General features: G+C 72.3%; 23 protein-coding genes and 1 tRNA gene. 17 read left to right on the forward strand and 7 right to left on the reverse strand.

Annotation, left to right across the window (positions count from 1 at the left end):
• Positions 1 to 98: 98 nt before the first annotated feature.
• Together CLV52_RS01690 and CLV52_RS01695 are read right to left on the reverse strand one after the other, a co-directional pair.
• Positions 99 to 1007 carry a serine hydrolase gene (locus CLV52_RS01690; protein ID WP_133764269.1) on the reverse strand — a complete coding sequence of 303 codons (909 nt, stop codon included), beginning with the start codon at positions 1005 to 1007 and terminating at the stop codon, positions 99 to 101.
• The gene (locus CLV52_RS01695; RefSeq protein WP_133764271.1) at positions 1004 to 2971 is read right to left on the reverse strand and encodes a M13 family metallopeptidase; all 1968 of its coding nucleotides are present in this window, start codon (positions 2969 to 2971) and stop codon (positions 1004 to 1006) included. Before CLV52_RS01695 ends, CLV52_RS01690 begins: the two co-directional genes overlap by 4 nt.
• 106 nt (positions 2972 to 3077) lie before the next feature.
• Between CLV52_RS01695 and CLV52_RS01700 the strand changes: the two genes are divergently transcribed.
• From CLV52_RS01700 to CLV52_RS01735, 8 genes are all read left to right on the forward strand, one after another.
• The gene (locus tag CLV52_RS01700) at positions 3078 to 3959 is read left to right on the forward strand and encodes a DMT family transporter (protein WP_133764273.1); all 882 of its coding nucleotides are present in this window, start codon (positions 3078 to 3080) and stop codon (positions 3957 to 3959) included.
• A gap of 11 nt (positions 3960 to 3970) precedes the next feature.
• The gene (nucS, locus tag CLV52_RS01705) at positions 3971 to 4666 is read left to right on the forward strand and encodes an endonuclease NucS (RefSeq protein WP_133764275.1); all 696 of its coding nucleotides are present in this window, start codon (positions 3971 to 3973) and stop codon (positions 4664 to 4666) included.
• Positions 4667 to 4826: 160 nt separating this feature from the next.
• Entirely contained in the window at positions 4827 to 6698 is a 1872-nt protein-coding gene (locus CLV52_RS01710) for a pectate lyase family protein (protein WP_133764277.1), read from the forward strand.
• A gap of 169 nt (positions 6699 to 6867) precedes the next feature.
• Positions 6868 to 7539, forward strand: coding sequence for an HAD hydrolase-like protein (locus CLV52_RS01715; protein ID WP_133764279.1), 672 nt, complete (start codon positions 6868 to 6870; stop codon positions 7537 to 7539).
• 59 nt (positions 7540 to 7598) lie between these two features.
• Complete coding sequence (gene zwf, locus CLV52_RS01720; RefSeq protein ID WP_133764281.1) at positions 7599 to 9074, forward strand: glucose-6-phosphate dehydrogenase; 1476 nt, start codon at positions 7599 to 7601, stop codon at positions 9072 to 9074.
• Between the two features lie 113 nt (positions 9075 to 9187).
• Positions 9188 to 10450, forward strand: a complete 1263-nt coding sequence (locus tag CLV52_RS01725; protein WP_133764283.1) for a serine/threonine-protein kinase — start codon at positions 9188 to 9190, stop codon at positions 10448 to 10450.
• Between the two features lie 42 nt (positions 10451 to 10492).
• Positions 10493 to 10702 carry a hypervirulence associated TUDOR domain-containing protein gene (locus tag CLV52_RS01730; RefSeq protein WP_133764286.1) on the forward strand — a complete coding sequence of 70 codons (210 nt, stop codon included), beginning with the start codon at positions 10493 to 10495 and terminating at the stop codon, positions 10700 to 10702.
• Between the two features lie 171 nt (positions 10703 to 10873).
• The gene (locus CLV52_RS01735; protein WP_133764288.1) at positions 10874 to 11095 is read left to right on the forward strand and encodes a hypothetical protein; all 222 of its coding nucleotides are present in this window, start codon (positions 10874 to 10876) and stop codon (positions 11093 to 11095) included.
• A gap of 55 nt (positions 11096 to 11150) precedes the next feature.
• Here CLV52_RS01735 and CLV52_RS01740 read toward each other — a convergent pair.
• A tRNA-Leu gene (locus CLV52_RS01740) sits at positions 11151 to 11234 on the reverse strand.
• Between the two features lie 191 nt (positions 11235 to 11425).
• Here CLV52_RS01740 and CLV52_RS01745 point away from each other — a divergent pair.
• From CLV52_RS01745 to pknB, 7 genes are read left to right on the forward strand one after another with little or no spacing between them, the layout of a single operon-like run.
• Positions 11426 to 12097 carry an FHA domain-containing protein gene (locus CLV52_RS01745; protein ID WP_133764290.1) on the forward strand — a complete coding sequence of 224 codons (672 nt, stop codon included), beginning with the start codon at positions 11426 to 11428 and terminating at the stop codon, positions 12095 to 12097.
• A 1-nt stretch (position 12098) separates the two neighbouring features.
• A complete protein-coding gene (locus tag CLV52_RS01750) occupies positions 12099 to 12617 on the forward strand; it encodes an FHA domain-containing protein FhaB/FipA (RefSeq protein WP_133764291.1) in 519 nt (172 codons plus the stop codon).
• Positions 12610 to 13866 (forward strand): PP2C family protein-serine/threonine phosphatase, encoded by a 1257-nt coding sequence (locus CLV52_RS01755; RefSeq protein ID WP_246017892.1) that lies wholly within the window; start codon positions 12610 to 12612, stop codon positions 13864 to 13866. The genes CLV52_RS01750 and CLV52_RS01755 overlap by 8 nt, the downstream gene beginning before the upstream one ends.
• Positions 13859 to 15244: an FtsW/RodA/SpoVE family cell cycle protein gene (locus tag CLV52_RS01760; RefSeq protein ID WP_425455651.1), complete on the forward strand. Its 1386-nt coding sequence runs from the start codon at positions 13859 to 13861 to the stop codon at positions 15242 to 15244. Before CLV52_RS01755 ends, CLV52_RS01760 begins: the two co-directional genes overlap by 8 nt.
• A 1-nt stretch (position 15245) precedes the next feature.
• Positions 15246 to 16700: a peptidoglycan D,D-transpeptidase FtsI family protein gene (locus tag CLV52_RS01765; protein WP_133764293.1), complete on the forward strand. Its 1455-nt coding sequence runs from the start codon at positions 15246 to 15248 to the stop codon at positions 16698 to 16700.
• Positions 16697 to 18520: a serine/threonine-protein kinase gene (locus CLV52_RS01770; RefSeq protein ID WP_133764296.1), complete on the forward strand. Its 1824-nt coding sequence runs from the start codon at positions 16697 to 16699 to the stop codon at positions 18518 to 18520. Before CLV52_RS01765 ends, CLV52_RS01770 begins: the two co-directional genes overlap by 4 nt.
• Positions 18517 to 20313 carry a Stk1 family PASTA domain-containing Ser/Thr kinase gene (gene pknB, locus CLV52_RS01775; RefSeq protein ID WP_133764298.1) on the forward strand — a complete coding sequence of 599 codons (1797 nt, stop codon included), beginning with the start codon at positions 18517 to 18519 and terminating at the stop codon, positions 20311 to 20313. The genes CLV52_RS01770 and pknB overlap by 4 nt, the downstream gene beginning before the upstream one ends.
• On the opposite strand, the gene CLV52_RS01780 is transcribed toward pknB, so the two are convergent.
• Positions 20310 to 20945 (reverse strand): aminodeoxychorismate/anthranilate synthase component II, encoded by a 636-nt coding sequence (locus tag CLV52_RS01780; protein ID WP_133764299.1) that lies wholly within the window; start codon positions 20943 to 20945, stop codon positions 20310 to 20312. The genes pknB and CLV52_RS01780 overlap by 4 nt on opposite strands.
• Positions 20946 to 21007: 62 nt before the next feature.
• Between CLV52_RS01780 and CLV52_RS01785 the strand changes: the two genes are divergently transcribed.
• Positions 21008 to 21256 carry a cell division protein CrgA gene (locus CLV52_RS01785; protein WP_133764301.1) on the forward strand — a complete coding sequence of 83 codons (249 nt, stop codon included), beginning with the start codon at positions 21008 to 21010 and terminating at the stop codon, positions 21254 to 21256.
• 174 nt (positions 21257 to 21430) lie between these two features.
• Here the strand turns inward: CLV52_RS01785 and CLV52_RS01790 are convergent, their stop codons facing one another.
• Both CLV52_RS01790 and CLV52_RS01795 read right to left on the reverse strand, forming a co-directional pair.
• Entirely contained in the window at positions 21431 to 22159 is a 729-nt protein-coding gene (locus CLV52_RS01790) for a rhomboid family intramembrane serine protease (RefSeq protein ID WP_133764303.1), read from the reverse strand.
• Positions 22160 to 22163: 4 nt separating this feature from the next.
• Positions 22164 to 22706 (reverse strand): peptidylprolyl isomerase, encoded by a 543-nt coding sequence (locus CLV52_RS01795; protein WP_133764305.1) that lies wholly within the window; start codon positions 22704 to 22706, stop codon positions 22164 to 22166.
• 207 nt (positions 22707 to 22913) lie between these two features.
• Between CLV52_RS01795 and CLV52_RS01800 the strand changes: the two genes are divergently transcribed.
• Positions 22914 to 23564, forward strand: a complete 651-nt coding sequence (locus CLV52_RS01800; protein WP_133764307.1) for a hypothetical protein — start codon at positions 22914 to 22916, stop codon at positions 23562 to 23564.
• A 63-nt stretch (positions 23565 to 23627) separates the two neighbouring features.
• Here the strand turns inward: CLV52_RS01800 and CLV52_RS01805 are convergent, their stop codons facing one another.
• Positions 23628 to 24506, reverse strand: coding sequence for a LysR family transcriptional regulator (locus CLV52_RS01805; RefSeq protein WP_133764309.1), 879 nt, complete (start codon positions 24504 to 24506; stop codon positions 23628 to 23630).
• Between the last annotated feature and the right edge of the window lie 78 nt (positions 24507 to 24584).

Raw genomic sequence — 24584 nt, forward strand, 5'->3', positions numbered from 1 at the left:
GCCTGCTTCCTGCTGAAGCGTCTGCTTCTTGCTGACGGACTCCCCCGTCGGAGGACCTCCCCGTCGGCGGAGCAGCCCGTGGGCGAACCCGCGCCGGTTCAGCAGACGTACTCGAGGATCCCGATCCCGATCGTGCGCATGGCCTGCAGCACCGCGAGGCGCCGCGTGTGCAGACGGTCCTCGAACTCGATCGTGACCGTGTAGGCGACGGAGGCGCGCGGTCCGCGCAGCACCCCGGCCTCGCTCCGCACCCCGGGGGCCGACCCCGTCTTGTTCAGCAGGCTGAGCCCGTGATCGCTGCGCACGTGCGACAGCGGGTCGAGCGCGAACGCGGAGGCGACGAGGGACAGGTCGGCGTTCAGCGCGAGCCAGTCGGACACGCGGGAGGACACCGCCCGGCTGACGGCCTCGCCCCGCGCGATCCGCGCGAACAGCGTCGTCAGCTCCGCGGCCGAGCCGACCGAGAGCTGCGGGGCGTCGTCCGGGCCCCGCCGGTCGCGGACCCGGTCGAGCAGCGCGGTGCGCCGGAGGCCGAGCGAGTCGGCCCGCGCGCGCACGGCGTCCAGCCCCACCGCGCGGAGCAGCACGTTCGTCGCCAGGTTGTCGCTCGTCGCCGCGACGAGGGCCGCGAGGTCGGTCAGCGGCAGGCTCGGCGCGTGCAGGTACTGCCAGACGCCGGCCTCCGCGACGAGGTCCTCCGGCGTCCGGTCGAGCAGGTCGAAGCGGGTGTTCACCTGCTCCTCGAGCCGCGCGGCGATCTCGAGCAGCAGGAGGACCTTGCCGACGCTCGCCGTCGGGAGCACGACGTGGTCGTCGACCGAGAACAGGGCCTTGCCCGACAGCAGGTCGATCACCCGCGCGGACACCTGCGCGCCGTCGAGCGCCAGGTGCGCGAGCGCGGTGAAGCCGTCGGTGAAGTCCGCGCGCACCGCCTCGCCCCGGTGCCGGGCGTTCTCCTCGCCGCTCCGCGACCGCGTCCGCCTGGACTCGGCCGGAGCGGCGGTCACCAGATCGTGACCCTGCTCTTCGGATCCAGCCACAGGGCATCCGTCTCGGTGAGGTCGAACGCCGCTGCGAACTCGTCCAGGTTCTTCACGATCTGGTTGCAGCGGAACTCCGGCGGGGAGTGCGGGTCGATGGTGAGCAGGCGCTTCGCCTCCGCCTCGCGCCGCTTCTCCCGCCAGACCGTCGCCCAGGCGATGAAGAAGCGCTGCGCGCCGGTCAGCCCGTCGATCACGGGCGGCTCCGCGCCCTCGAGCGAGAGGACGTAGGCCTTCCACGCGATCGTGAGGCCGCCGAGGTCGCCGATGTTCTCGCCGATGGTGAGCGCGCCGTTGACGTGGTCGGTGAGCCCCAGGGGCACGAGCGCGTCGTACTGCGCGATCAGCGCCTTCGTCCGCTCCTCGAACGCGGAGCGGTCCGCCTCCGTCCACCAGTTCTCGAGCCGACCGTCGCCGTCGAACTGCGAGCCCTGGTCGTCGAACCCGTGACCGATCTCGTGCCCGATCACCGCGCCGATGCCGCCGTAGTTCGCGGCGTCGTCCCGGTCGGGGCCGAAGAACGGCTCCTGGAGGATCGCAGCGGGGAACACGATCTCGTTCATGCCCGGGTTGTAGTACGCGTTCACCGTCTGCGGCGTCATGAACCACTCGTCGCGGTCGACCGGCTTCCCGATCTTCCCGAGCTCGCGGTCGAACTCGAAGGCGCTCGACGCCTGCACGTTGCCGACCAGGTCGTCCGCGGACACCTCGAGCCGGGAGTAGTCCCGCCAGACGGCCGGGTACCCGATCTTCGGGGTGAACTTCCCGAGCTTCTCGAGCGCGCGGGCGCGGGTCTCGTCGCTCATCCAGTCGAGGGAGGAGATCGAGTCCCGGTACGCCGCGACGAGGTTCGCGACGAGCACGTCCATCCGCACCTTCGCGATCGGCGGGAAGTGCTCCTCCACGTAGAGCTTGCCGACCGCCTCGCCCATGGCGCCCTCGGCGAGCGCGACGCCGCGCTTCCAGCGGGCCCGCAGCTCCTGCGCCCCGGTGAGCGCGGTGCCCGTGAACGCGAACTGCGCGTCGACGAACGCGGAGGAGAGGTAGGGCGCCAGCGGGCGGATCACGCGGATCGCCAGCCAGTCGCGCCACGCCTCGAGGCGGTCGTGCGTGAGCAGCGCGAGCACGCCGGAGACGAAGCTCGGCTCGCGGACGACGACCGTGTCGAGCGCGCCGATCGGGGCGTCGAGGCCGGCCGCCCAGGCGTCGAGCAGCGCGCCCCGCTCGCCGGCGGACGCGACGAGGTCGGCCCAGGAGGTCGGGTTGTAGGTCGCCTGCACGTCGCGGGTCGCGACCGCGTCCCAGTGGGTCGCCGCGATCTCGGTCTCGAGCGCGAGCACGCGGTCCGCGCGCTCCTCGGCGGCGTCCTGCCCCGCGAGGGAGAACATGCTCGTGAGGAAGGTCCGGTACGCGTCGCGATGGGACGCGAAGTCGTCCTCCCGGTAGTAGCGCTCGTCCGGCAGGCCGAGGCCGCCCTGCTCGAAGAAGACGAGGTACCGCCCGGGATCGCCGGGGTCGTTGTCGACGAAGAGGCGGAACAGACTGCCGCCGCCGCGGCGCTCGAGGGTGCCGAGCACGGCCAGGACGGTGGCGACGGAGTCGGCCGCGGCGACCAGGCCGAGCGGCTCGGCGAGGGGCGCGGCGCCGAGCGCCTCGACCCGGGCCTCGTCCATGAAGGAGGAGTAGAGGTCGCCGATCTTGCGGGCCTCGGTGCCGGGCTCCGCCTGCTGGGCGCGCTCGACGATGGCGCGGACCGCGACCTCCGCGTCGTCCACGAGGTCGAGGAACGCCCCGGACCGGGCGCGATCGGCGGGGATCTCCGCCGTCGCGAGCCATTCGCCGTTGACGGCGCGGTACAGGTCGTCCTGGATGCGCGGGGGGACCACCGCGCCGGGCTGCCCGGAGGCGCTCGAAGGGTCGGGTTGGGCCACGGGTGGAGTCTAGGAGCGCTCGTCCCCCGTGGGCGGGACGGCTCGCGCGGTTCGGCCGCCTCACGGCCGGACCGCGGGCGTCGGTGCCCGCTGCCAGGATCGTCCGGTGCGCCGCCGCGGGATCCTGCTGTTCGCGGGCCTCGGCATCGCCTGGGGCATCCCCTACCTGCTGATCAAGATCGCGGTGCAGGAGGTCGATCCGGCGGTCGTCGTGCTCGGGCGCAGCGCCATCGGCGCGCTCGTGCTCCTCCCCGTCGTCGTCGCCCGCCGGCAGGTGCTGCCCGTGCTCCGGCGCTGGCGCCCGCTGCTCGCCTACACGGCGGCGGAGATCGTCGTGCCGTGGTTCTTCCTGACGTCGGCCGAGCAGCGCCTCCCGAGCTCGCTCGCCGGGCTGCTGCTCGCGGCGGTGCCGCTCGTGGGGGTCGCCGTCGCGGCGCTCTCCGGCCGCCCCGAGGTGATGAGCCGCGTCAACTGGCTCGGCGTCCTGGCCGGCATGCTCGGCGTCGCGGCCCTCGTCGGGCTCGACGTGGGCGGCTCGGACGTGCTCGGCCTCCTCCAGATGGTGATCGTCGTGGTCGGCTACGCGATCGGCCCGGTGATCCTCGCGCGGCGCATGTCCGACCTGCCCGGCACGGGCGTGGTCGCGCTGTCGCTCGCCATCACCGCGCTCGTCTACGTCCCGCTCGTGCCGCTGCTCGGCTCGTGGCCGACCGCGATCCCGTCCGGCGCTGCGATCGCGTCGATCGTCACCCTCGGCGTCGTCTGCAGCGCGGTCGGCTTCCTGCTCATGTTCGCGCTGATCGCGGAGGTCGGGCCGGTGCGGGTCACGATGATCACCTACGTGAACCCCGCGGTGGCGGTGGCCGCCGGCGCGCTCGTGCTGCACGAGCAGGTCACCGTCTGGACGCTCGTCGGCTTCGTGCTGGTGCTCACGGGCTCGTACCTGGTGAGCCGCAGGCGGCAGGTGGCGCAGGTCGCCGCCACGTAGGCTCTCGGCCCGTGCGACTCGTGGTGGCGGAGTGCTCGGTCGACTACGCGGGCCGGCTGTCGGCCCATCTCGACCCGGCGCGCAGGGTGCTCATGCTGAAGGCCGACGGCAGCGTGCTCGTGCACGCGGACGGCGGCTCCTACAAGCCCCTGAACTGGATGAGCCCGCCGTGCTCCCTCGCGGTCGAGGAGCCGGACGAGGACGTCGCCGCGACCGGCGTCCGCGAGGTCTGGCGCGTCACGCACGGGAAGACGGGCGACGTGCTCGTCATCCGGATCCACGAGCTGATCGTCGACGAGCAGGTCGAGCTCGGGATCGATCCGGGACTCGTGAAGGACGGCGTCGAGGCGGACCTGCAGCGGCTGCTCGCCGAGCAGATCGAGCTGCTCGGCGACGGCCACTCCCTCGTCCGGCGCGAGTACATGACGGCGATCGGCCCCGTCGACATCCTCGCCCGCGACGCGGGCGGGGTGTCCGTCGCGGTCGAGATCAAGCGGCGCGGTGACATCGACGGCGTCGAGCAGCTGACCCGCTACCTCGAGCTGATGAACCGCGACCCGCACCTCGCGCCGGTCTCCGGCGTCTTCGCGGCGCAGGAGATCAAGCCGCAGGCGCGCACCCTCGCGGAGGATCGCGGCATCCGCTGCCTCGTCCTCGACTACGACGCGATGCGAGGCGTCGAGGTCGGCCCCGCCCGCCTCTTCTGAGTTCATTGCGAGCGCGACTCGTCTCCGATCCTCGACGCGCGACGCACCGGGATCTCCGGATCGGTGGTCCGCGGGCGACACGCGCTCATGGCGGATCCACAGCCGTCCGGGCCGCTGCGGTGCTGGGCTGACGCGCAGCTCCACCAGAAAGGCGGCGACGATGCCGATTCCCTCTGCCCTGCGCTCGCGTCCACGACGCGGGCTCCTCGCCCTCCTCGGGGCCGCGACGCTCGTGACCGGCGTCCTCGCAGCCGCGCCGGCGGCCGGCGCGGCCCCGACCGCGCGGCCCGGCCAGCCGGACCTCGGCCCGAACACCGTCGTGCTCTCCCCCGACATGCCGCAGGCGGAGGTGCAGGCGAAGCTCGACGCGATCGCCGCCGACCGCGTGCCCGACCAGTTCGGCCCCGGTCGCGTCGCCGTCCTGTTCCTCCCCGGCACCTACGGCTCGGCGGCGGACCCGCTGAACTTCCAGCTCGGCTACGGCGAGGAGGTCGCCGGGCTCGGGAAGTCGCCGTCCGACGTCGTGATCAACGGCACGGCGAACGTCTACAACCAGTGCGCGGGCGATCCCGGCGGCAACGTCTCGGACGGCTGCGTGGCGCTCAACAACTTCTGGCGCTCGCTCTCGAACCTCACGATCAACCCGATGGGCGGTGAGGGCTGCCACGCGAACACGGAGTTCTGGGCCGTGTCACAGGCGGCGCCGATGCGCCGGGTGCAGGTCAACGGCCCCACGACGCTCATGGACTACTGCACGAACCCGTCCTACGCGAGCGGCGGGTTCATCGCCGACTCCGCCCTGGGAGCCGTGACCAACGGCTCCCAGCAGCAGTGGCTGACGCGCAACAGCAGCGTCGCGAGCTGGTCGAACGGCGTCTGGAACCAGGTCTTCTCCGGCGTGCAGGGCGCTCCTGCCGAGACGTTCCCCGCCGACGGCCACGCGGTCGCCGACGGCCCGAACCCGTACACGGTCGTCGACCGCACCCCGGTCAGCCGCGAGAAGCCGTTCCTCTACGTGGACGACCGCGGCGCCTGGAAGGTCTTCGTCCCCGCAGCGCGGACGAGCACGACCGGCACGAGCTGGTCGACCGGGTCGGAGGCGGGCCGTTCGCTCCCGCTGTCGCGGTTCCGGATCGTGCAGCCGGGCGACAGCGCGGCGAGCATCCAGCGGTCGCTGCGGAGGGGGCAGGACCTGCTCGTCACGCCGGGCGTGTACGGCATCGACCGCTCGCTCACGGTGACGCGCCCGAACACGGTGGTCCTCGGGCTCGGCTTCGCGACGCTGACCGCCGAGCGCGGCGCCGTGCCGATCCGGGTCGCCGGCGTCCCGGGCGTCGACCTCGCGGGGCTGATCGTCGACGCGGGTGCGACGAACTCCCCCGCGCTCGTCGAGGTCGGCGCCCGCCGCGGGGCGGGCGGCTCCGCGAGGAACCCGATCGCCCTCCAGGACGTCTTCTTCCGGATCGGCGGCCCGCACGCCGGGCGGGCGACGACGAGCCTGGTCGTGAACAGCGACCACGTCGTCCTCGACGACATCTGGGCCTGGCGGGCCGACCACGGCACCGGCGTGGGCTGGACGCAGAACACGGCGCGGAACGGCGTCGTCGTGAACGGGGACGACGTCACCGCGACCGGCCTCTTCGTCGAGCATTACCAGCAGTACAACGCGATCTGGAACGGCGAGCGGGGGCGCACGATCTTCTTCCAGAACGAGCTGCCCTACGACGCGCCCAGCCAGGCGGCCTGGCGGCACGGCTCCGTGAACGGGTACGCGGCCTACACGGTCGCGGACTCCGTGCGGTGGAACCGGGTCGACGGCGCGGGCTCGTACATCTACACGAACGTCGTCCCGACGCTGCACGCCTCCCGCGCCTTCGAGGTCCCGCGGCGGCCCGGCGTGCAGCTGCGGCACCTCGTGACCGTCAGCCTGAACGACGCGGGGACGATCGACCACGTCGTGAACGGCACCGGGGAGGCGGCGGTGCCGAAGACGGGCGGCAGCGACGTCGTCTTCCTGAACCGCTACCCCTGATCGACCGAGCACGATCGCAGGAACGGATCGCTGCAGCAGGAATCCGGGCGCCCCGGGTTCCTGCTGCAGCGCCTGGTTCCTGCTGTCGTGCTCCGGAGTCCCTGCCGTCGCGCTCCGGCCCGATCTGGGGCGCGACCGCGCTCCGGTCGAGCCGCCAGGATGGGCCCTGATGTCCGAGCCCTTCACCGTGATCCTGGTCGACCTCGACGGCACCGTCATGGACTCCGCCCTCGGGATCACGCGGAGCCTCGCCGTCGCGCTCGAGGAGCTCGGCCTGCCGGTGCCGCCGCCGGCGCGCATGGTCGAGTTCGTGGGACCGCCGATCCTCGACGGCCTCCGGGACGTCGCGGGTCTCGAGCCCGCGGACGCCGCCAGGACGCTCGAGCGCTACCGCGAGCGCTACCGGCGGCTCGGCGCCTTCGAGGCGGAGCCGTACGCGGGGATCCGGGAGGCGCTCGAGCGCCTCCGCGAGCTGGCGCCGCTCGCCATCGCGACGTCGAAACCGGAGGGCATCGCGACCCGGATCCTCGAGCACTTCGCCTTCGCACCGCTCTTCACCGTGATCGCGGGCGCCTCCGACGACGAGACGCGCAGCACGAAGGCCGACGTGATCACGCGCGCCCTCGAGCTGCTGGTCGAGCGCGGCGTCGACGTGTCGCGCCCGGTGATGATCGGCGACCGCATCCACGACGTGGAGGGCGCCGCCGCGCACGGCATCCCGACCGTCGTCGCCGGCTGGGGCTACGGCGCGCCCGAGGAGGCGGCCGGCGCCGTGGCCATCGCCGACGCGCCCGCGGACCTGCCCGCGATCGTGGCCGCGGGCGCCCCGGAACCGGTCTGACGGGCGCTCGGCAGTCCGCGCTCAGCGCTCCTCGTCCAGGAAGGGACCAGAATCTTCACATGACCCTCACGCAGGCGGAGCGGCAGTACCAGAAGGCCGCGCAGTCGACGGCACCGCACGTCGTGGTCCTCTTCGGAGCGGCCGGCGACCTCGCGAAGCGCAAGCTCCTCCCGGGGATGGCGAACCTCGTGCTGTCCTCCCTCGCGCCGGACATCGAGATCGTGGGCACCTCGCTGGAGGACCTCGACGACGACACCTACCGCGAGCAGGCGAAGGCGGCGCTCGACGAGTTCGACCGCCGGCACCTCACCGACGACGAGTGGAAGCACTTCGCGGAGAAGCTCCACTACGTGCCGAGCAAGGCCGGTCCGAAGGCGCTCGCGCAGGCGGTCGCCGCTGCGGCGGGTCGGCTGGGCCCGTCCGCCCGGCGCATCCACTACCTGTCGGTGCCGCCGAAGGCCGCCCTCGCAGCGGTCGAGACGATCCGCGACGCCGGCCTGGTCGAGGGCTCGCGGATCATCATGGAGAAGCCGTTCGGCACCGATCTGGCGAGCGCCGTCGAGCTGAACCGGCGCCTCCACGAGACCTTCGCCGAGAACCAGATCTTCCGGATCGACCACTTCCTCGGCAAGGAGCCGGCGCAGAACATCCTCGCGATCCGGTTCGGCAACGGCCTCTTCGAGCCCATCTGGAACCGCAACTTCATCCAGCAGATCCAGATCGACGTGCCGGAGACGCTCGGGCTCGAGCAGCGCGCCACGTTCTACGAGGCGACCGGCGCGTACCGCGACATGGTCGTGACGCACCTGTTCCAGATCCTCGCGTTCGTCGCGATGGAGGCCCCGACCGCGCTGGAGCCGAAGGCCATCAGCGAGGAGAAGAACAAGGTCTTCAACTCGATGAAGCCGATCGACCCCGAGTCGGTCGTCCGCGGCCAGTACGTCGGATACAAGGACATCCCGGGCGTCTCGCCGGAGAGCGAGACGGAGACCTTCGTCGCGCTGAAGTGCGAGATCGACAACTGGCGCTGGGCCGGCGTCCCCTTCTACCTCCGCACGGGGAAGAAGCTCGCGGAGGGCCAGCGCATCGTCTCGATCGCCTTCAAGGAGCCGCCGCAGTCGATGTTCCCGGCCGGTTCCGGCATCGGCGCGAAGGGGCCGGACCACCTGACGTTCGACCTCGCGGACGCGTCGAAGATGTCCCTGTCGTTCTACGGCAAGCGGCCCGGGCCGGGCATGCGCCTCGACAAGATGTCGATGCAGTTCGCGATGCAGGACACCGCGAACGCCGGGGAGGTCCTCGAGGCCTACGAGCGCCTGATCCTCGACGCGATGCGCGGCGACCACACGCTGTTCACCTCCGCCGCGGGCATCGAGCGCCTGTGGGAGGTCAGCCAGCCGCTGCTGGACGACCCGCCCCCCGTGCGCCCGTACGCGGTGGGGAGCTGGGGTCCGAACGCGATCCACCAGCTGATCGCCCCGTACGCCTGGCGCCTCCCCTTCGAGCGCGTCTGGCGCGAGTCCCACCACTCGTAGTCGTCCGGTTCACCGATACGGAGATCCGGGAGGCTCTGCGCCTCGGATCTCCGTATCGGTGACACGCGACCGAGGACCTCCCGATCGGGGGATCCGCACCTAGCGTCGAGGACGTGCAGGTGATCCCGGTTCTCGGCGGCCGGTACCGGCTCGGTCCCGAGATCGGCTCGGGCGGCATGGGCGCCGTCCACCGCGCGTGGGACGAGCGGTTCGACCGCGAGGTCGCGATCAAGATCCTGCGGGCCGGTTCGGACGCCGTCGAGCGCGAGCGCCTTCGGCGCGAGGCCCAGTACCTCGCGCGGCTCGACCACCCGAACCTCGTCGCCGTGCTCGACGCAGGCTCGGACGAGCTGCGGAAGCGCGAGGCCGTCTGGTTCGCGATGGAGCTCGTCGACGGGCCCGACCTGCGCACCGTCGTCCGGCAGGACGGCCCGCAGACCGGCGCCGTCGTGCGCCGCGTGCTGGCCGGGCTGCTCGCCGCGCTCGACGCGCTCCACACGGCGGGCGTGGTGCACCGCGACCTCAAGCCGGCCAACGTCCTCCTCACCGCCGAGCCCGCCACGGGCCGGTGGGACGTGAAGCTCGTCGACCTCGGCATCGCCCAGCACATCCGGACCGACCACCTCACCTCGACGGGCCAGATCGTCGGCACGGCCGCGTACCTGAGCCCCGAGCAGGTGAGCGGCCAGCCGATCGGCGCCGCGACGGACGTGTACGCCCTCGGCCTCGTCGCGATCGAGGCGCTCACGGCCCGCATCGCGTTCCCCGGCGCCCCCGCGGAGTCGGCCGTCGCCCGCCTGGTGCGCGCACCGGAGCTGCCGGCGGACATCGGTCCCTCCTGGCGCGCGGTGCTCACCGCGATGACGGCGCTCGACCCGGCGCACCGGCCCACCGTGGCGGTGCTGCGCGAGATGGTCGAGCGGCTGCCGGACGACGTGCTCGACCCCACCGCCGTGGAGACGCCGACGGCGCTGCTCACCGCCCTCCACGAGGCTCCCTCCCTGGCGACCGCGGTCCTCCCGCGGTCCGGCGCCCGCGCCGCCCGGGCGCGGAAGCCCCGGCGCCACCTGCTCGTCGCCGCCTTCCTCGTCCTGATCCTCGCCGCTGCCGGCGGATGGGTCGCAGCGCTGTCCGGCGGTCCCGCACCGACCGCGGCGGCGGTCGTCGAGCACACGCCCTCGGCGGCCGCGACGACCCCGAAGCCGGCGCCGACGGTCACGGTCACCGCGGCTGCCGCGGTGCCGATCCCGACCGCGACCACCCCGTCCGCAGCTCCGCCGGTGCCGTCGGTCGCGAAGGACTCCCGGGACCGCGTCCGCAAGGCGTGGGAGCGCCGCATCCGCGATCTGCTCGACCACCAGCGCCCTCACCACTGACGCGCAGGCGCCCCCGAGGGGGCGCGTCCTAGGGTCACGGCCATGGCTGATGACCTCAAGAAGGGCGACCACGTGTCGTGGAAGTCGCACGGTGGAGAAGCGGAGGGCGAGGTCGAGAAGAAGATCACGTCCGAGACCGACGCGGGCGGTCGGCACGTGAAGGCGTCGAAGGACGACCCGCAGTACCTCGTGAAGAGCGAGAAGTCCGGCGGCGAGGCCGTCCACAAGCCCGACGCCCTGCAGAAGGACTGACGGTCCTGCGGCCGCTGGCCGCGCCCCACCCGCACCGGTCCTTCGCGTCGCGATCTGTGCCGCGCGCATCGTTCAGGTGCGGCACGAATCGCGACGCGAAGGAGTGCGACGGCGGGGCCGCCGGCGATCAAGGAGTCGCGGAGCCTGGCCGATCTGCATCATGATCAGGGCGTGAGCTTCAACGCGCGCCTCCGGGCCCTGGTCGGCATCCGACCCGGCAGCGCGGTGTCCTCCAGCCTGCGGAACGCCGCGCAGATCGACGTCTACGGCGTCGTGCGGCGGCCCGGCCCCTTCGACCTGCCGCCGGAGGAGCCGGTCGAGCTCGCCGATCCGGTGCCGTGGGAGCTGCAGGACGGCCACGGCGCGGTCGCGGACTGGGTCAACGAGCGCTGATCCGAGCCGGACGAACACGGAAGGCCCCCGGCGGACGCCGGGGGCCTTCCGTTCGTGCGCGAGGGGGGAGTTGAACCCCCACGCCCTTTCGGGCACACGGACCTGAACCGTGCGCGTCTGCCTATTCCGCCACTCGCGCGTGCGCGGCGCCGGTGGGCGCCGAAGGCCCGGAAAGGCTAGCACGACGCCGCTGCCCGCTCCGGGTGCACGGATCGCCGATCCTCCGGCGCGCGCGGGGCGGTGACCCCCCTCCGAACCCCCCGCGTTACCCTGGGCCATTCGCGGGCGGGCCCTCCGTGCGCAGACACGATCACGGAACGGTTCCCGCAGGTGGGCATTCTCGACAGCTTCGAGCGAGGTCTGGAGCGCGCGGTCAACGGCGCGTTCGCCCGGACGTTCCGCTCCGGGCTGGCCCCCGTGGAGATCACGGCGGCCCTCCGCAAGGAGCTCGACACCCACGCGTCGCCGGTCGCGCGCGACCGCGTCCTCGTGCCGAACCGCTTCGTCGTCCGCATGAACCCCGAGGACCACGCCGCGATGACGGCCCTCGGCGACGGGCTGATGGACGAGCTGACGGGGCTGCTCGTCGAGCACGCGACCCGGCAGGGCTACCAGATGGTGTCGCCGCCGGTGATCTCGCTCGAGGCCGACCCGTCGATCACGCTCGGCCTGCTCGACGTGCGCTCCTCGTCCGAGAAGGTCGAGGTCGCCTGGCAGCCGACGGTCGAGATCGACGGGCAGCGGCACGCACTGGGCGAGCGCACGGTCATCGGACGCGGCTCGGAGGCGGACATCACCGTCGACGACCCCGGCATCAGCCGCCGCCACCTCGAGATCGTCTGGGACGGCCGGCGCGCGGAGGCGCGCGACCTCGGCTCCACGAACGGCTCCACGCTGAACGGCGCCCGGTTGACGCACGCCGCGCTGCCGAACGAGTCCGTGATCCAGATCGGCCGCACGCACATCGTGTTCCGCGTCGTCGCGCGCGCGAAGGAGCGGTGAGATGAGCGAGCTCACCCTCCTGGTCCTGCGGGTCGCGTTCCTCCTGCTGCTCTGGGTCTTCGTCTTCGCGGTCGTCTACTCGCTCCGGAGCGACCTGTTCGGCGGCCGCGTCCGTCGGGTCCCCGAGGGCGCCGCGCCGCCGGCACCCGCACCGGCGAGCACGCCGCCCGCCGTGCAGTCGCTGCCGTCCCCGCCGACGCCGGGCGGCGGCGCCCGGGTGCACCAGGGCCCCGCCTCGGTGCTCGTGATCACGTCCGGCGGCAAGGCCGGCCTGGAGATCCCGCTCGGCACCGAGCCGCTCATGATCGGCCGGGCCAGCGACGCCGGGCTGCAGATCCGCGACGACTACACGTCGACGCACCACGCCCGCCTGCTGCTGTGGGGCTCCGACTGGGTGATCCAGGACCTCGACTCCACCAACGGCACGTTCGTCGACGGCGCCCGCATCGACTCCCCCACCCAGGTGCCCGTCGGGGTGTCGGTGAAGGTGGGCGCGACCACGTTCGAGCTCCGTGGCTGACCGGGTGGCGACGATCACGACGGGCGCGGCCGTCAGCCACGTCGGCCGGGTGCGCACGCAGAACCAGGACTCCGGCTACGCGGGCGGGTCCCTGTTCGTGGTGGCGGACGGCATGGGCGGCCACGCAGGCGGCGACATCGCGTCGGCGATCGCGGTGCGGCGCATCGCGGAGACCGACCGGCTCGACTTCGCGACGCCGCAGGAGGCGGAGTTCGCGCTGCAGTCGGCGATGATCGCCGCGAACCAGGACATCAGCGCCGCGGTCGAGGACCGACCGGAGCTCACCGGGATGGGCACGACCGTGAGCGCGCTCGTGCGCGTCGGGGACGTGATCGCCACCGCCCACATCGGGGACTCGCGGATCTACCTCCTCCGCGACGGCGAGCTGTCGCAGATCACGAACGACCACACGTTCGTCCAGCGCCTCGTCGAGACGGGCCGCATCACGCCCGAGGAGGCGGCGGTCCACCCGCGGCGCAGCGTGCTCATGCGGGTGCTCGGCGACATCGACCAGTCGCCCGAGATCGACACCGCCATCCTCGGCACGGTGCCGGGCGACCGCTGGATGCTCTGCTCCGACGGCCTCACCAGCTACGTGCCGCTCGAGCGCGTGCTCGTCGCCATGGCCGGCGCCGGCACGGCGGCGGAGGCCGCGGAGGCCCTCGTGGGCGAGGCGCTCGAGCACGGCGCCCCCGACAACGTGACGGCGATCGTCGTCGACATCGACCGGCCGGGCAGCGGCCCCGCCGCGCCGCAGCTCGTCGGTTCGGCGTCGAGCGGCCTCGACCCCGAACTGGCCGCCTCCGGTCGCGCGCACAACCGCCTCCCCGCGCTGCTGCTCCACCCGATCCGCACCGCGACGCCGGAGGCGAGCTTCCAGCCGGAGTCGGAGGACTACCTCGACGCGCTCATCAAGGAGGACCGACGGCGCCTCTGGCGGCGGCGCCTCACGTGGCTCGCCGCGACCGCGCTCATCGTCGCCGCGCTCGTCGGGGCCGCCTTCCTCGGCTACCGGTACACGCAGACGCGGTACTACGTGGGCTTCGCGGGGCAGGACGTCGCGATCTACCAGGGCGTGCAGGGGACGATCGGCCCGATCAAGCTGAGCCACGTCGTGCGGGTGACGGACATCACGCGCAGCGACCTCAGCGCATTCACGCGGTCCCAGATCGCCGAGACGATCTCCACGTCGTCGCTGGCCGACGCGGAGACGGTCGTCGAGAACGCGAGGACCGACAGCGGTGGTTGACGCGACGACGACGCTGTCGCGTCCGGAGGTCGACCGGGCGCCGGTCGTGCGGCCGTCGACCCGGCTCCGCAACATCGAGCTCGGCCTGCTGCTCCTCGCCCTCGCGGTCTCCGCGGCGGCGATCGTGCTCGTGCAGCTCGGCGCGCTCGGGAAGATCGACCTCGACGTCGTCAAGCTCGCGGGCGGCGTCGGTGCGCTGGCGGTCGCGCTGCACGTCGTGCTGCGGATCGTCGCGCGGGACGCCGACCCGTTCATCCTCCCGATCGCCACCACCGTGAACGGCCTCGGCATCGCGGAGATCTACCGGATCGACCTCAGCCCCACCGGCGTCGCCAAGCACTGGGACTACGGGTCGAACCAGATCGTGTGGACCGCGCTCGGGATCGGCGCGGCGATCGTCGTGCTGTTCGCCATCCGCAACCACCGGATGCTGCAGCGGTACACGTACATCGCGATGCTCGCGTCGATCGTGCTGCTGATCCTGCCGCTGGTGCCGGGGCTCCGCCTCAGCGGTGCCGCGGCCTACGTCTGGGTCAGCGTCGGCCCCCTCAACTTCCAGCCCGGCGAGATCGCGAAGATCACCCTCGCGATCTTCTTCGCGGGCTTCCTCGTCGCGCGCCGAGACTCCCTGGCGATGGTCGGGAGGAAGGTCCTGTTCGTCCAGCTGCCGCGCGCCCGCGACCTCGGGCCGATCCTCGTGGTCTGGGTGCTCGCCCTCGGCGTCATCGTCGGCGAGCACGACCTCGGCACCGGTCTGCTGCTGTTCGGGATGTTCGTCGCGATGCTCTACGTCGCCACGGGCCGGACCAGCTGGATCGTCCTCGGCCTCGTCCTCGCCGCCGGGGGCGCCTACGCCGCGACGCAGATCCTCAGCTACGTCCAGGGCCGCATCACGAACTGGCTCCACGCCTTCGACGGCACCCTGTACGAGGACCAGGGCGGCAGCTACCAGGTCGTGAACGGCGTCTTCGGCCTCGCGCACGGCGGCCTGTTCGGCACGGGGCTCGGCCAGGGCCGCCCCGACATCACGCCGGCGGCGAACAGCGACTTCATCATCGCGTCGCTCGGCGAGGAGCTCGGTCTCGTCGGGGTCTTCGCCATCCTCTGCCTCTACCTCCTCTTCGTCTCCCGCGGCTTCCGGATCGGCTTCTCCGGGCCGGACGACTTCGGGAAGCTCCTCGCGGTCGGTCTCGCGTTCGTCTTCGCCCTCCAGGTCTTCATCGTGGTCGGCGGCGTGATGCGGGTGATCCCGGAGACGGGCCTGACGACGCCCTTCCTCGCCGCCGGCGGCTCGTCGCTCGTGGCGAACTGGATGATCGCGGCCCTGCTGCTGCGCATCTCCGACACGATCCGCAGCGGCCCGAGGACGGTGATCTGACGTGAACCGGGAGCTGAAGCGCATCAGCGCGCTCGTGCTGGTGATGTTCACCGCGTTGTTCGTGGCGTCGTCGATCATCCAGGTGTTCCAGACCGACAACCTCGACGCCGACCCCCGGAACCAGCGGGCGCGCGCCGACCAGTACTCGATCGAGCGCGGGCAGATCCTCACCGCCGACGGCAAGCCGATCGTCACCTCCGTGAAGTCCGGCGACACCTACCAGTTCGACCGGAAGTACAAGGACGGCAAGCTGTACGCCGCCGTCACCGGCTACTACAACCCGATCGGTGCGCCGACCGGCATCGAGGGCGCCGAGAACGCGCAGCTCGCCGGCACGTCCTCGGACCAGGTGCTCGACCGGCTGCAGAACATCGTCACCGGGCAGACGCCGAAGGGCGCCTCCGTGCAGCTGACGATCCAGCCGAAGGTGCAGCAGGCCGCCTACGACGCGCTCGGGTCCCTCCGCGGCGCCGTCGTGGCGATCCAGCCGAAGACCGGCAAGGTGCTCGCGATGGTGTCGAAGCCCTCGTACGACCCGAACCTCATCGCGGACCACACGAACGGCATCGCCTCGTACGAGTCCCTCTCGAAGCGGTCGCCGAACCCGCTCGTGAACCGCGCGATCGCCGGGAACCTCAACCCGCCCGGGTCGACCTTCAAGCTGATCACCTCGTCCGCGGCCCTCGAGAGCGGGAAGTACACCTCGAACTCGAGCTTCCCCAACCCGCCGGCGTACACGCTGCCGGGCACGAGCACGACGATCCACAACGCGGACGGCGAGTACTGCGGCGCGTCGAAGAAGGCGTCGATCTTCACCGCGGTGAAGCTCTCCTGCAACATCCCGATCGCGCAGCTCGGGGCCAAGCTGGGCTCCACGGCGCTCCGGACCCAGGCCGAGAAGTTCGGCTTCGACCGGCCGCTCTCCATCCCCCTCACGGTCACGCCGAGCATCTACCCGCCGAGCGACCTCAACAGCGCCGAGACGGCCCAGACGGCCTTCGGTCAGTTCGACGTCAAGGCCACGCCGATGCAGATGGCGATGGTCGCGGCGGCCATCGGGAACAGTGGGGTCGAGATGAAGCCCAACCTCGTCGAGAAGGTCGTGTCGCCCTCGCTCGCGAGCTCGCAGGCGTTCAGCCCGGCCGTGCTCGGGAACCCCATCAGCGCGAAGACGGCGAGCGAGGTGAAGGCGATGATGGTCGCTTCTGTGGCCAGCGGTGCGGCGACCAATGCAAGAATCGACGGGGTCACGGTCGCGGGGAAGACGGGGACGGCCCAGAACGGTGCGGAGGATCCGTACACGCTCTGGTTCACCGGGTTCGCTCCCGCGGACGACCCGCAGGTGGCGGTGGCCGTGGTGATCGAGAACGGTGGGGGTCTTGGTCAGTCGGGGTTCGGCAACCAGCTGGCCGCTCCGATCGCCAAGCAGGTCATGGAGGCGGTGCTGAACGGATGAGACCGGTGTCCGGGCTCACTTTCGGGGGCCGCTACGAGCTCTCCTCGCGCATCGCCATCGGCGGCATGGGCGAGGTGTGGGAGGCCACCGATCTCGTCATCGGGCGTCCCGTCGCCATCAAGATCCTGAAGGACGAGTACCTCGGCGACCCCGGGTTCCTCGAGCGGTTCCGCGCGGAGGCGCGCCATGCGGCGCTCGTGAACCACGAGGGGATCGCGAACGTCTACGACTACGGCGAGGAGGACGGCTCCGCGTTCCTCGTCATGGAGCTCGTCCCCGGCGAGCCGCTGTCCTCCATCCTCGAGCGCCAGCACACGCTGCCGCCGGACCGCGTGCTCGACGTCGTCGCGCAGACCGCGATGGCGCTGCACGCCGCGCACGCCGCCGGTCTCGTGCACCGCGACATCAAGCCGGGCAACCTGCTCGTCACCCCCGACGGGCGCGTGAAGATCACCGACTTCGGCATCGCGCGCATCACGGATCAGGTGCCGCTCACGGCGACCGGCCAGGTCATGGGCACCGTGCAGTACCTGTCGCCCGAGCAGGCGAGCGGGCAGCCCGCGTCGCCGGCCACCGACATCTACTCCCTCGGCATCGTCGCCTACGAGGCGCTCGCGGGTCATCGCCCGTTCACGGGCGAGTCGCAGGTCGCGATCGCGATGGCGCAGATCAACGACATCGCGCCGGACCTCCCCCACTCGGTGCCGGAGCCCATCCGCCGGCTCGTGTTCGCGTGCATCGCGAAGGCGCCGTCCGACCGTCCGACGACCGCGGCGCTCCTCGCGCGCGCCGCCCAGGCCCTCCGCCGCGGCGACGTGCTCGCGGCCGCCTCCGCGGTGCCCGCCGTCCTCCCCGCCGGCGTCGCCGCGCCCACCATGGCGATGCAGACCGACCAGGCCACGAGCGTGATGCCGTCCCAGTCCCCGGGCTTCGACACCATGCTCATGGGCGTGCCGGGCGCCGGTGCGCCCACGGGCGCGACGGCCGCGTACCAGCAGACGCCCGCCGGGCCGCCGACCGTCACGGGTCCCTACGGCACCGGTGACGGACCGCGCGACGACGGCCCGCGCAAGCGCAGCGCCTGGACGATCCCGCTGATCGCCCTCATCGTCGTGCTGGCGCTCCTGCTCGGCTGGTTCCTGATCTCGAACCTCACCTCGCAGAAGGCGACGCCCGGGAGCAGCAAGCCGGCGTCGAGCGCGAGCAGCTCGGCCCCGTCGAAGTCCGCCTCGGCCTCCGCGTCCGCGATCTCCCTCGATGCGAGCAAGTACTACGGTCGCCAGTACTCCGCGGTGAAGGCCGACCTCCAGCAGCTCGGCCTGCAGGTCGAGCCGGACGAGCAGGAGGCGACGAGCAGCGACGTGGCCGGCCAGGTCACGAAGATCTCGCCGCTCGAGACGACCTCCGGCAGCACGGTCACCGTCACCTACTACGGGGCGTCCACCACGCCCTCGGCCCCGAAGTCGGCGCCGACAACGGCGAGCAAGACCGTCGCGCCGGGGCAGACGTTCACGGTCAACTGGCCGACCTACAACTGCCCGGCGGGCTCCGGCGGATCGCTGTCCGGCTACACGCTCCGGGTCGCGGGCGCCGCGGCGGACACCGGCGACACCGCCCTCGACACCGTGCAGAGCGCGCCGGTCACCGCGGGCCAGAACCCGGGCACGATCACGATCAGCTACTCCGCGAACTGCGGCGCGGTGGAGACCGCGGGCTACTCCCCGACGCTGCGCGTGACCGTCAAGGCCCCCGCCTCCGCCTCGACCCCGCCGTCGACGGACCCGAGCCCGACCCCGACCGACACCGCCGCCCAGCAATGAGCACCGACGAGGGCACCCCGACCGCCGCGCTGACCGGGCCGATCCTGGCCCTCACCGGCGGCGAGCGCCTGCTCGCCGGCCGCTACCGCGTCGAGCAGCACATCGGCCGGGGCGGCATGGCGGAGGTGCACGTCGGCACCGACACGCGCCTCGGCCGCAAGGTCGCGATCAAGCTGCTGAAGTCCTCCCTCGCGAACGATCCGACGTTTCGGATGCGGTTCCGGCAGGAGGCGCAGGCCGCCTCGCGGATGACCCACCCGACGATCGTCCGCGTCTTCGACGCCGGCGAGGAGACGGTGCTCGAGTCCGGCGGCGGCGAGGCGCAGCTGCCGTTCATCGTGATGGAGTTCGTCGACGGCAAGCTGCTGAAGGACCTCATCAAGGACGGCCCGATGACGGCGCAGGAGGCCGGCCACATCGTCGGCGGCATCCTCACCGCGCTCGAGTACTCCCACCGCGCCGGCGTCGTGCACCGCGACATCAAGCCCGGCAACGTGATGGTCACCCGGTCCGGGCAGATCAAGGTCATGGACTTCGGCATCGCGCGGGCGATCAGCGACTCCTCCGCGACCGTCGCTCAGACGAGCGTCATCCTCGGCACCGCCCAGTACTTCTCGCCGGAGCAGGCGAAGGGCGAGACCGTCGACCTCCGCAGCGACCTCTACTCGACGGGCGTCGTGCTCTTCGAGATGCTGACGGGCCGGGCGCCGTTCCGCGGCGACAGCCCCATCGCGGTCGCGTACCAGCACGTGTCGGAGCGGCCCGAGGTGCCGAGCCGCCTGAACCCGGCCCTCACGGAGGCGATGGATGCCGTCGTCCTCCGCTCCCTCGAGAAGGACAAGGCGCGCCGCTACCAGTCCGCCGAGGAGTTCCGCGACGACGTCGACGCGGTGCTCGCGGGCCGGACGCCGACCGCGCGCCTTCCCACGGTCGAGATCCAGCAGGAGCTGTTCGGCGGGGCCGACTCGACGCCGGAGTCGACCGTGCGTCGCCTCGCGTTCGACGACCCCGGCCCCTCGGGCACGACGAGCCGGCCGCCCGCCGCGTGGATCTGGGCCGGCGTGGTCGTCGTCGCGGCGATCGTGCTCGCCGTCGCGCTCTGGGTGGTCTCGATCGCGACCGGCGGGTTCGGCGCGGACAACCGCACCGTGCCGAACGGCCTCGCGGGCGCGACGAGCGCGACCGCCGAGAAGGCGCTGACGAGCCTCGACCTCCGCGCGCTCATCCACGAGCAGGCCAGCAGCACGGTGCAGAAGGGCGTCGTGATCCGCGCGACCCCCGGCGCAGGGACGGTGCTCACGAAGGGCGACGCCGTCACCCTCGTCGTGTCGACGGGTGTGCCGCAGGCCACCGTGCCGAAGCTCGAGGGCCTCTCGCTCGACGCGGCCAAGCAGGCGCTCAGCGAGGCGAAGCTGCAGCTCGGGGACGTCACGACGGAGCACTCGAAGGACGTGCAGCAGGACGTCGTCATCTCGGCGGCGCAGAAGTCGGGCGCCACGGTCGACGAGGGCACGAAGGTCGACCTGACGGTCTCCGACGGCAAGGTCGACCTGCCCGACCTCACCGGGCAGACCATCGCGGCTGCGCAGTCGACGCTCACCGGTCTCGGCCTGTCCGCGGACGTCCAGCAGGCGCAGAACTGCGGGACGCCCGGCGACACGGTGATCTACCAGGGCACGCCCGCCGGGCCGGTGGACCAGGGCTCGCGGATCGTGCTGCAGCAGTGCTCGGGCAACTCCGTGCCGACCCCGGATCCGACGGACACGGCCACCACGCCGCCGCCCGCCGGTTAGGAGGCGATGCGGGGGCTCAGGCCCTCGGACAGCGCCACGGCCTCCTCGTCGCCCACGACGGCGAGCCAGTTCGCGAGCATCCGGTGCCCGCCCTCGGTCATCACCGACTCCGGGTGGAACTGCACGCCGTACACGGGTGCGTCCTTGTGCTGCAGCGCCATGATCACGCCGCCCTCCGTGCGCGCGGTGATCTCCAGCTCCGCGGGCACGGTGCCGTCGACGACCGCGAGCGAGTGGTAGCGGGTGGCCGTGAACACGTCCGGCACGCCCTCGAACAGGGTGCTCTCGGCATGCACGACGCGGGAGGTCTTGCCGTGCATCAGCTCCTCGGCGTTCGTCACGACGCCGCCGAACGCCTCCGCGATGGCCTGGTGCCCGAGGCAGACCCCGAGCAGCGGGATCCCGGCCTCCACGGCCGCGCGGACGATCGGGATGGAAACGCCCGCGTCGGCCGGCTTCCCCGGGCCCGGGGACACGAGCACGCCGTCGTAGCCGCGGATCGTCGCGGGGAGGTCCTCCTCGGCGACGACGTCGTTGCGGACGACGTCCGTCTCGGCGCCCAGCTGACGGAGGTAGCCGTTCAGCGTGTAGACGAAGCTGTCGTAGTTGTCGACGACGAGCACACGGGTCATCCGAGGGATCCTACGCACCGGCGGTCGGCCCGTCCGTCGGCTCGGCCGGTACGCTGTCGGCCATGGCCCGAGTGAAGACGTCTCCTGCCCGTCGGGAGGAACGCCGAGCCGCGGGCGACGGCGCGAACCCCGTGTGGTTCAAGCCCCTCATGTTCGGCTTCATGCTGCTCGGCCTGCTGTGGATCGTCGTGTTCTACATCTCGGGCGGCACGCTGCCCATCCCGTTCCCGGCTGACCAGTCGAGCTGGAACATCCTCATCGGATTCGGGATCGCCTTCGTGGGCTTCCTCATGACCCTGTGGTGGAAGTAGCCCGAGCCCTCGGCTCCCGCCCCGACCGGGGGCTTGCGCGCCTGCGCGGAAAGACAGGCCTGTGATTCTCCACATGGTGCAGAAGCCTGTGGATAACTCCGTGGACTGCCCGTGGATGAAGCGGGGATGAACCGTGGAGGACCGGCCGTCGACGCCTGACGGACGGTCCTCGGATCAGACGACGGCGGCGGGGACGAGGGCGAGCGCGAGCAGCACCGTGGTGATGCCGACCGCGCCGATCCGCGCCCGCGCATCGCGGCGAGGGCCGCGGTTCGCCACGAACAGCCAGCCCGTCGCCGCGCCGACGACGAGGCCGCCGACGTGCGCCTGCCACGCGATCCCGCTGACCACGAAGCCCAGCGCGAGGTTGACCGCGATGAGCACGACGAGCATCCGGACGTCGATCCCGAGCCGCCGCTGCACCACCGCGACCGCGCCGAGCACCGCGAACACCGCGCCGGACGCCCCGTAGACGCCCGTGTTCACCCCGATGAGTCCGAAGAACGCCGCGTACAGGACGCCGACGGAGCCGCCGAGCGCTCCGATCAGGTAGATCGCCACGAGCCGCGGCGCCCCGATGACGTGCTCCAGCGGGCGCCCGAACGAGACGAGCGCGATCATGTTGAACGCGATGTGGGTGAGGCCGATGATCGATCCCGGGATCGCGATCGGCTGGTGGATGAGCGCCGAGGTGAGCATCCGCCAGGGCTCGAAGGGCGCGCCCGTCGACGGCAGCGAGTAGACCGCGGCGTAGAGGAGCGCGTTCTCGAGCACCGGCGCCGTGAGCAGCTGCACGATGTACGCCGCGACGGTGACGACCGCGATCCAGCCCGTCGCGGTCCGCGGGCGGTACCGCGCGGACCGGCGCCAGACGCGTCGGAGATCGGCGCGGACGTCGCTCATCGGATCAGGTGAGTCGCTGCACGTCCACGCTCGAGAGCACCTGCTGCTCGAGCGGGCGGTCCGCGCGATCGGTCGGCACGGAGCCGAGCTTGTCGACGACGTCGCGGGAGGCCTGATCCGCCACCTCGCCGAAGATCGTGTGCGCGCCCTGCAGCCAGGTGGTCGCCCCGGTGGTGATGAAGAACTGCGAACCGTTCGTGCCGCGTCCGCCGCGCTTGCCGGCGTTGGCCATCGCGAGGATGTACGGCTTCGTGAAGTCGAGGTCCGGCGCGATCTCGTCGTCGAACTCGTAGCCGGGGCCGCCGGTGCCGTTCCCGATCGGGTCGCCGCCCTGGATCATGAAGCCCGGGATGATGCGGTGGAAGACGATGTCCTTGTAGAGCGGGCCCGACTCCTGCGCTCCGGTCCGCGGGTTGCGCCAGGTCTGCTCGCCCGTCGCGAGGCCGATGAAGTTCTTGACCGTCTTCGGCGCGTGCAGCCCGAAGAGGTTGACCGTGATGTCGCCCTGGGTGGTGTGGAGGACTGCGGTCGCGGTGACGTCTGCCATGCCGCCAGTCTGGCATCGACCCGAGCGGCGGCCTGCGCCGCGGACCTCGGCACGAGGGGTCCCCTCAGGCCGGTCGGAGGTCGCTCCCAGCGCACGACCGTCACATCGCGGACTTTCAGGTCGCACGCAGCGCACTCGATGGGAGGATGCTCGTACCCGCGTCGACGACACCGTCGGCGCGCACCGACGACGCCGAGGAGCGCAGGGATGGTCTCGCACAAGAAGCAGGTGAAGCGGTTGAAGAAGGACGCGCAGCGTCTCTGGGACGACCAGCAGGCGCTGTTGACGCGTGCGAACGGCGTCGCGCGCGACGCCTGGCCGCACGCCCAGAAGGCGGCGAAGGACCTGCTCGACCAGGGCGTGCCCGGCGTCCGCACCGCGGTCGTCGACCGCGCGGAGAAGGTCGCGCCGGTCGTCGGCAAGGCGGGCAAGGCGGCCGGCGCGTACGCCGCGTCTACCTCGAAGGACGCGCTCAACGGCGTGCTGCTGCCGGCCGTGACGAGCGCCGTCTCCGCCGCCGTCGCGATCGCGGAGGAGGCGGGCAGTCGGCTCGGGCTCTCCGACGGCGTCGTGAAGCAGGGCGAGAAGGTCACGAAGCGCCTCGACTCGGTGACGAAGTCGGGCCACAAGGCGGGCGTCAAGGGCGGCGCCAAGCTGCGGGCGGCCGCGAAGGCCGGCGGCAAGGCGGCGAAGCACGCGACCGGCCGCGACAAGGGCATCGGCGCCGGCGGCGTCATCGGCATCCTGCTCGGCGTCGGCCTGCTGGCGGGCATCGGCTACGCGGTGTGGCAGACGCTCCGCGCCGACGACGACCTCTGGGTGGCCGACGAGGACCCGGACACCACGTCCAACAGCTGAGCGGTCCGAACGGCTTCGAGGAGGGTCCGGCGCGGTGCGCCGGGCCCTCCTCCGCGTCCGGGGTCAGGCCGCGGCGCGCTCCAGCGCTGCGCGCAGCGCTGCCACCGCGGGCCGGTCGGCGCCGGACACGCGCGCTGCGGTGAACACCTCCCGCTGCGGCGCGCCCTCCGGCACGATCATCCGCCCCGGAGCCCGGCGACCGGACCACACGAGGTCCGGCAGCATCGCCACCGCGTTCCCGGACTCGACGAGTCGCATGTGCACCTCGAGGTCCGCCGACTCGTAGCGCACGTCCGGCTCGAACCCGGCGAGCCGGCACTGCTGATCGGCCCAGTGGCGCGACGCCGCACCGCGGGGTTCGAGCACCCAGGCCTCCCCCTGCGCGTCCGCGAGGGCGCGGACGCCGGAGGCGGCGGGCACCGCCAGTCGCAGCGGGTCGAGCACCAGCGGCCGGTGGTCGAGCCCCTCGTGCCAGGCCGTCGCGTGCCCCGGGTACTGCTCGGCGACCACGAGGTCGAAGTCCCGCGTCGCCGTCCGCTGCAGCGCGGACTCGGGCTCGTGCTGCACGACCTCCACCCGAAGCCGCGGGTGTTCCGTCGCCACGACGCTGAGCGTCTGCGGCAGCAGGGCGAGCGCGGCGGACTGGAAGATCGCGAGCCGCACCGTGCCGGCGACGCTGACGGTCCGCGCCGCGACCTCCGCCTCCGCGCGCTCGAGCAGGTCGAGCACCTCGCCCGCCCGCGCCGCGAGCGTCTGCGCCTCGGGGGTGAGCACCACCCGACGGCCGGACGGCATGAGCAGCGGCACCCCGACCTCGCGCTCGAGCAGCGCCAGCTGCTGCGACACCGTCGACGGGCTGAAGCGCAGCGCGGCGGCGACCTCGGCGAGCGTGCCGCGGTCCGCGAGCTCCTTCAGCAGGCGCAGGCGCCGCACGTCGTACATCGCTTCCCTTCGGTTTCGTCGAAGAGTACTCGTGGTGAATCATCACTGTTCCCGATGCGTCGCTGAGCGGAGAATGCA

The organism is Amnibacterium kyonggiense (assembly GCF_004364555.1).
In the GTDB taxonomy this organism is placed as follows: domain Bacteria; phylum Actinomycetota; class Actinomycetes; order Actinomycetales; family Microbacteriaceae; genus Amnibacterium; species Amnibacterium kyonggiense.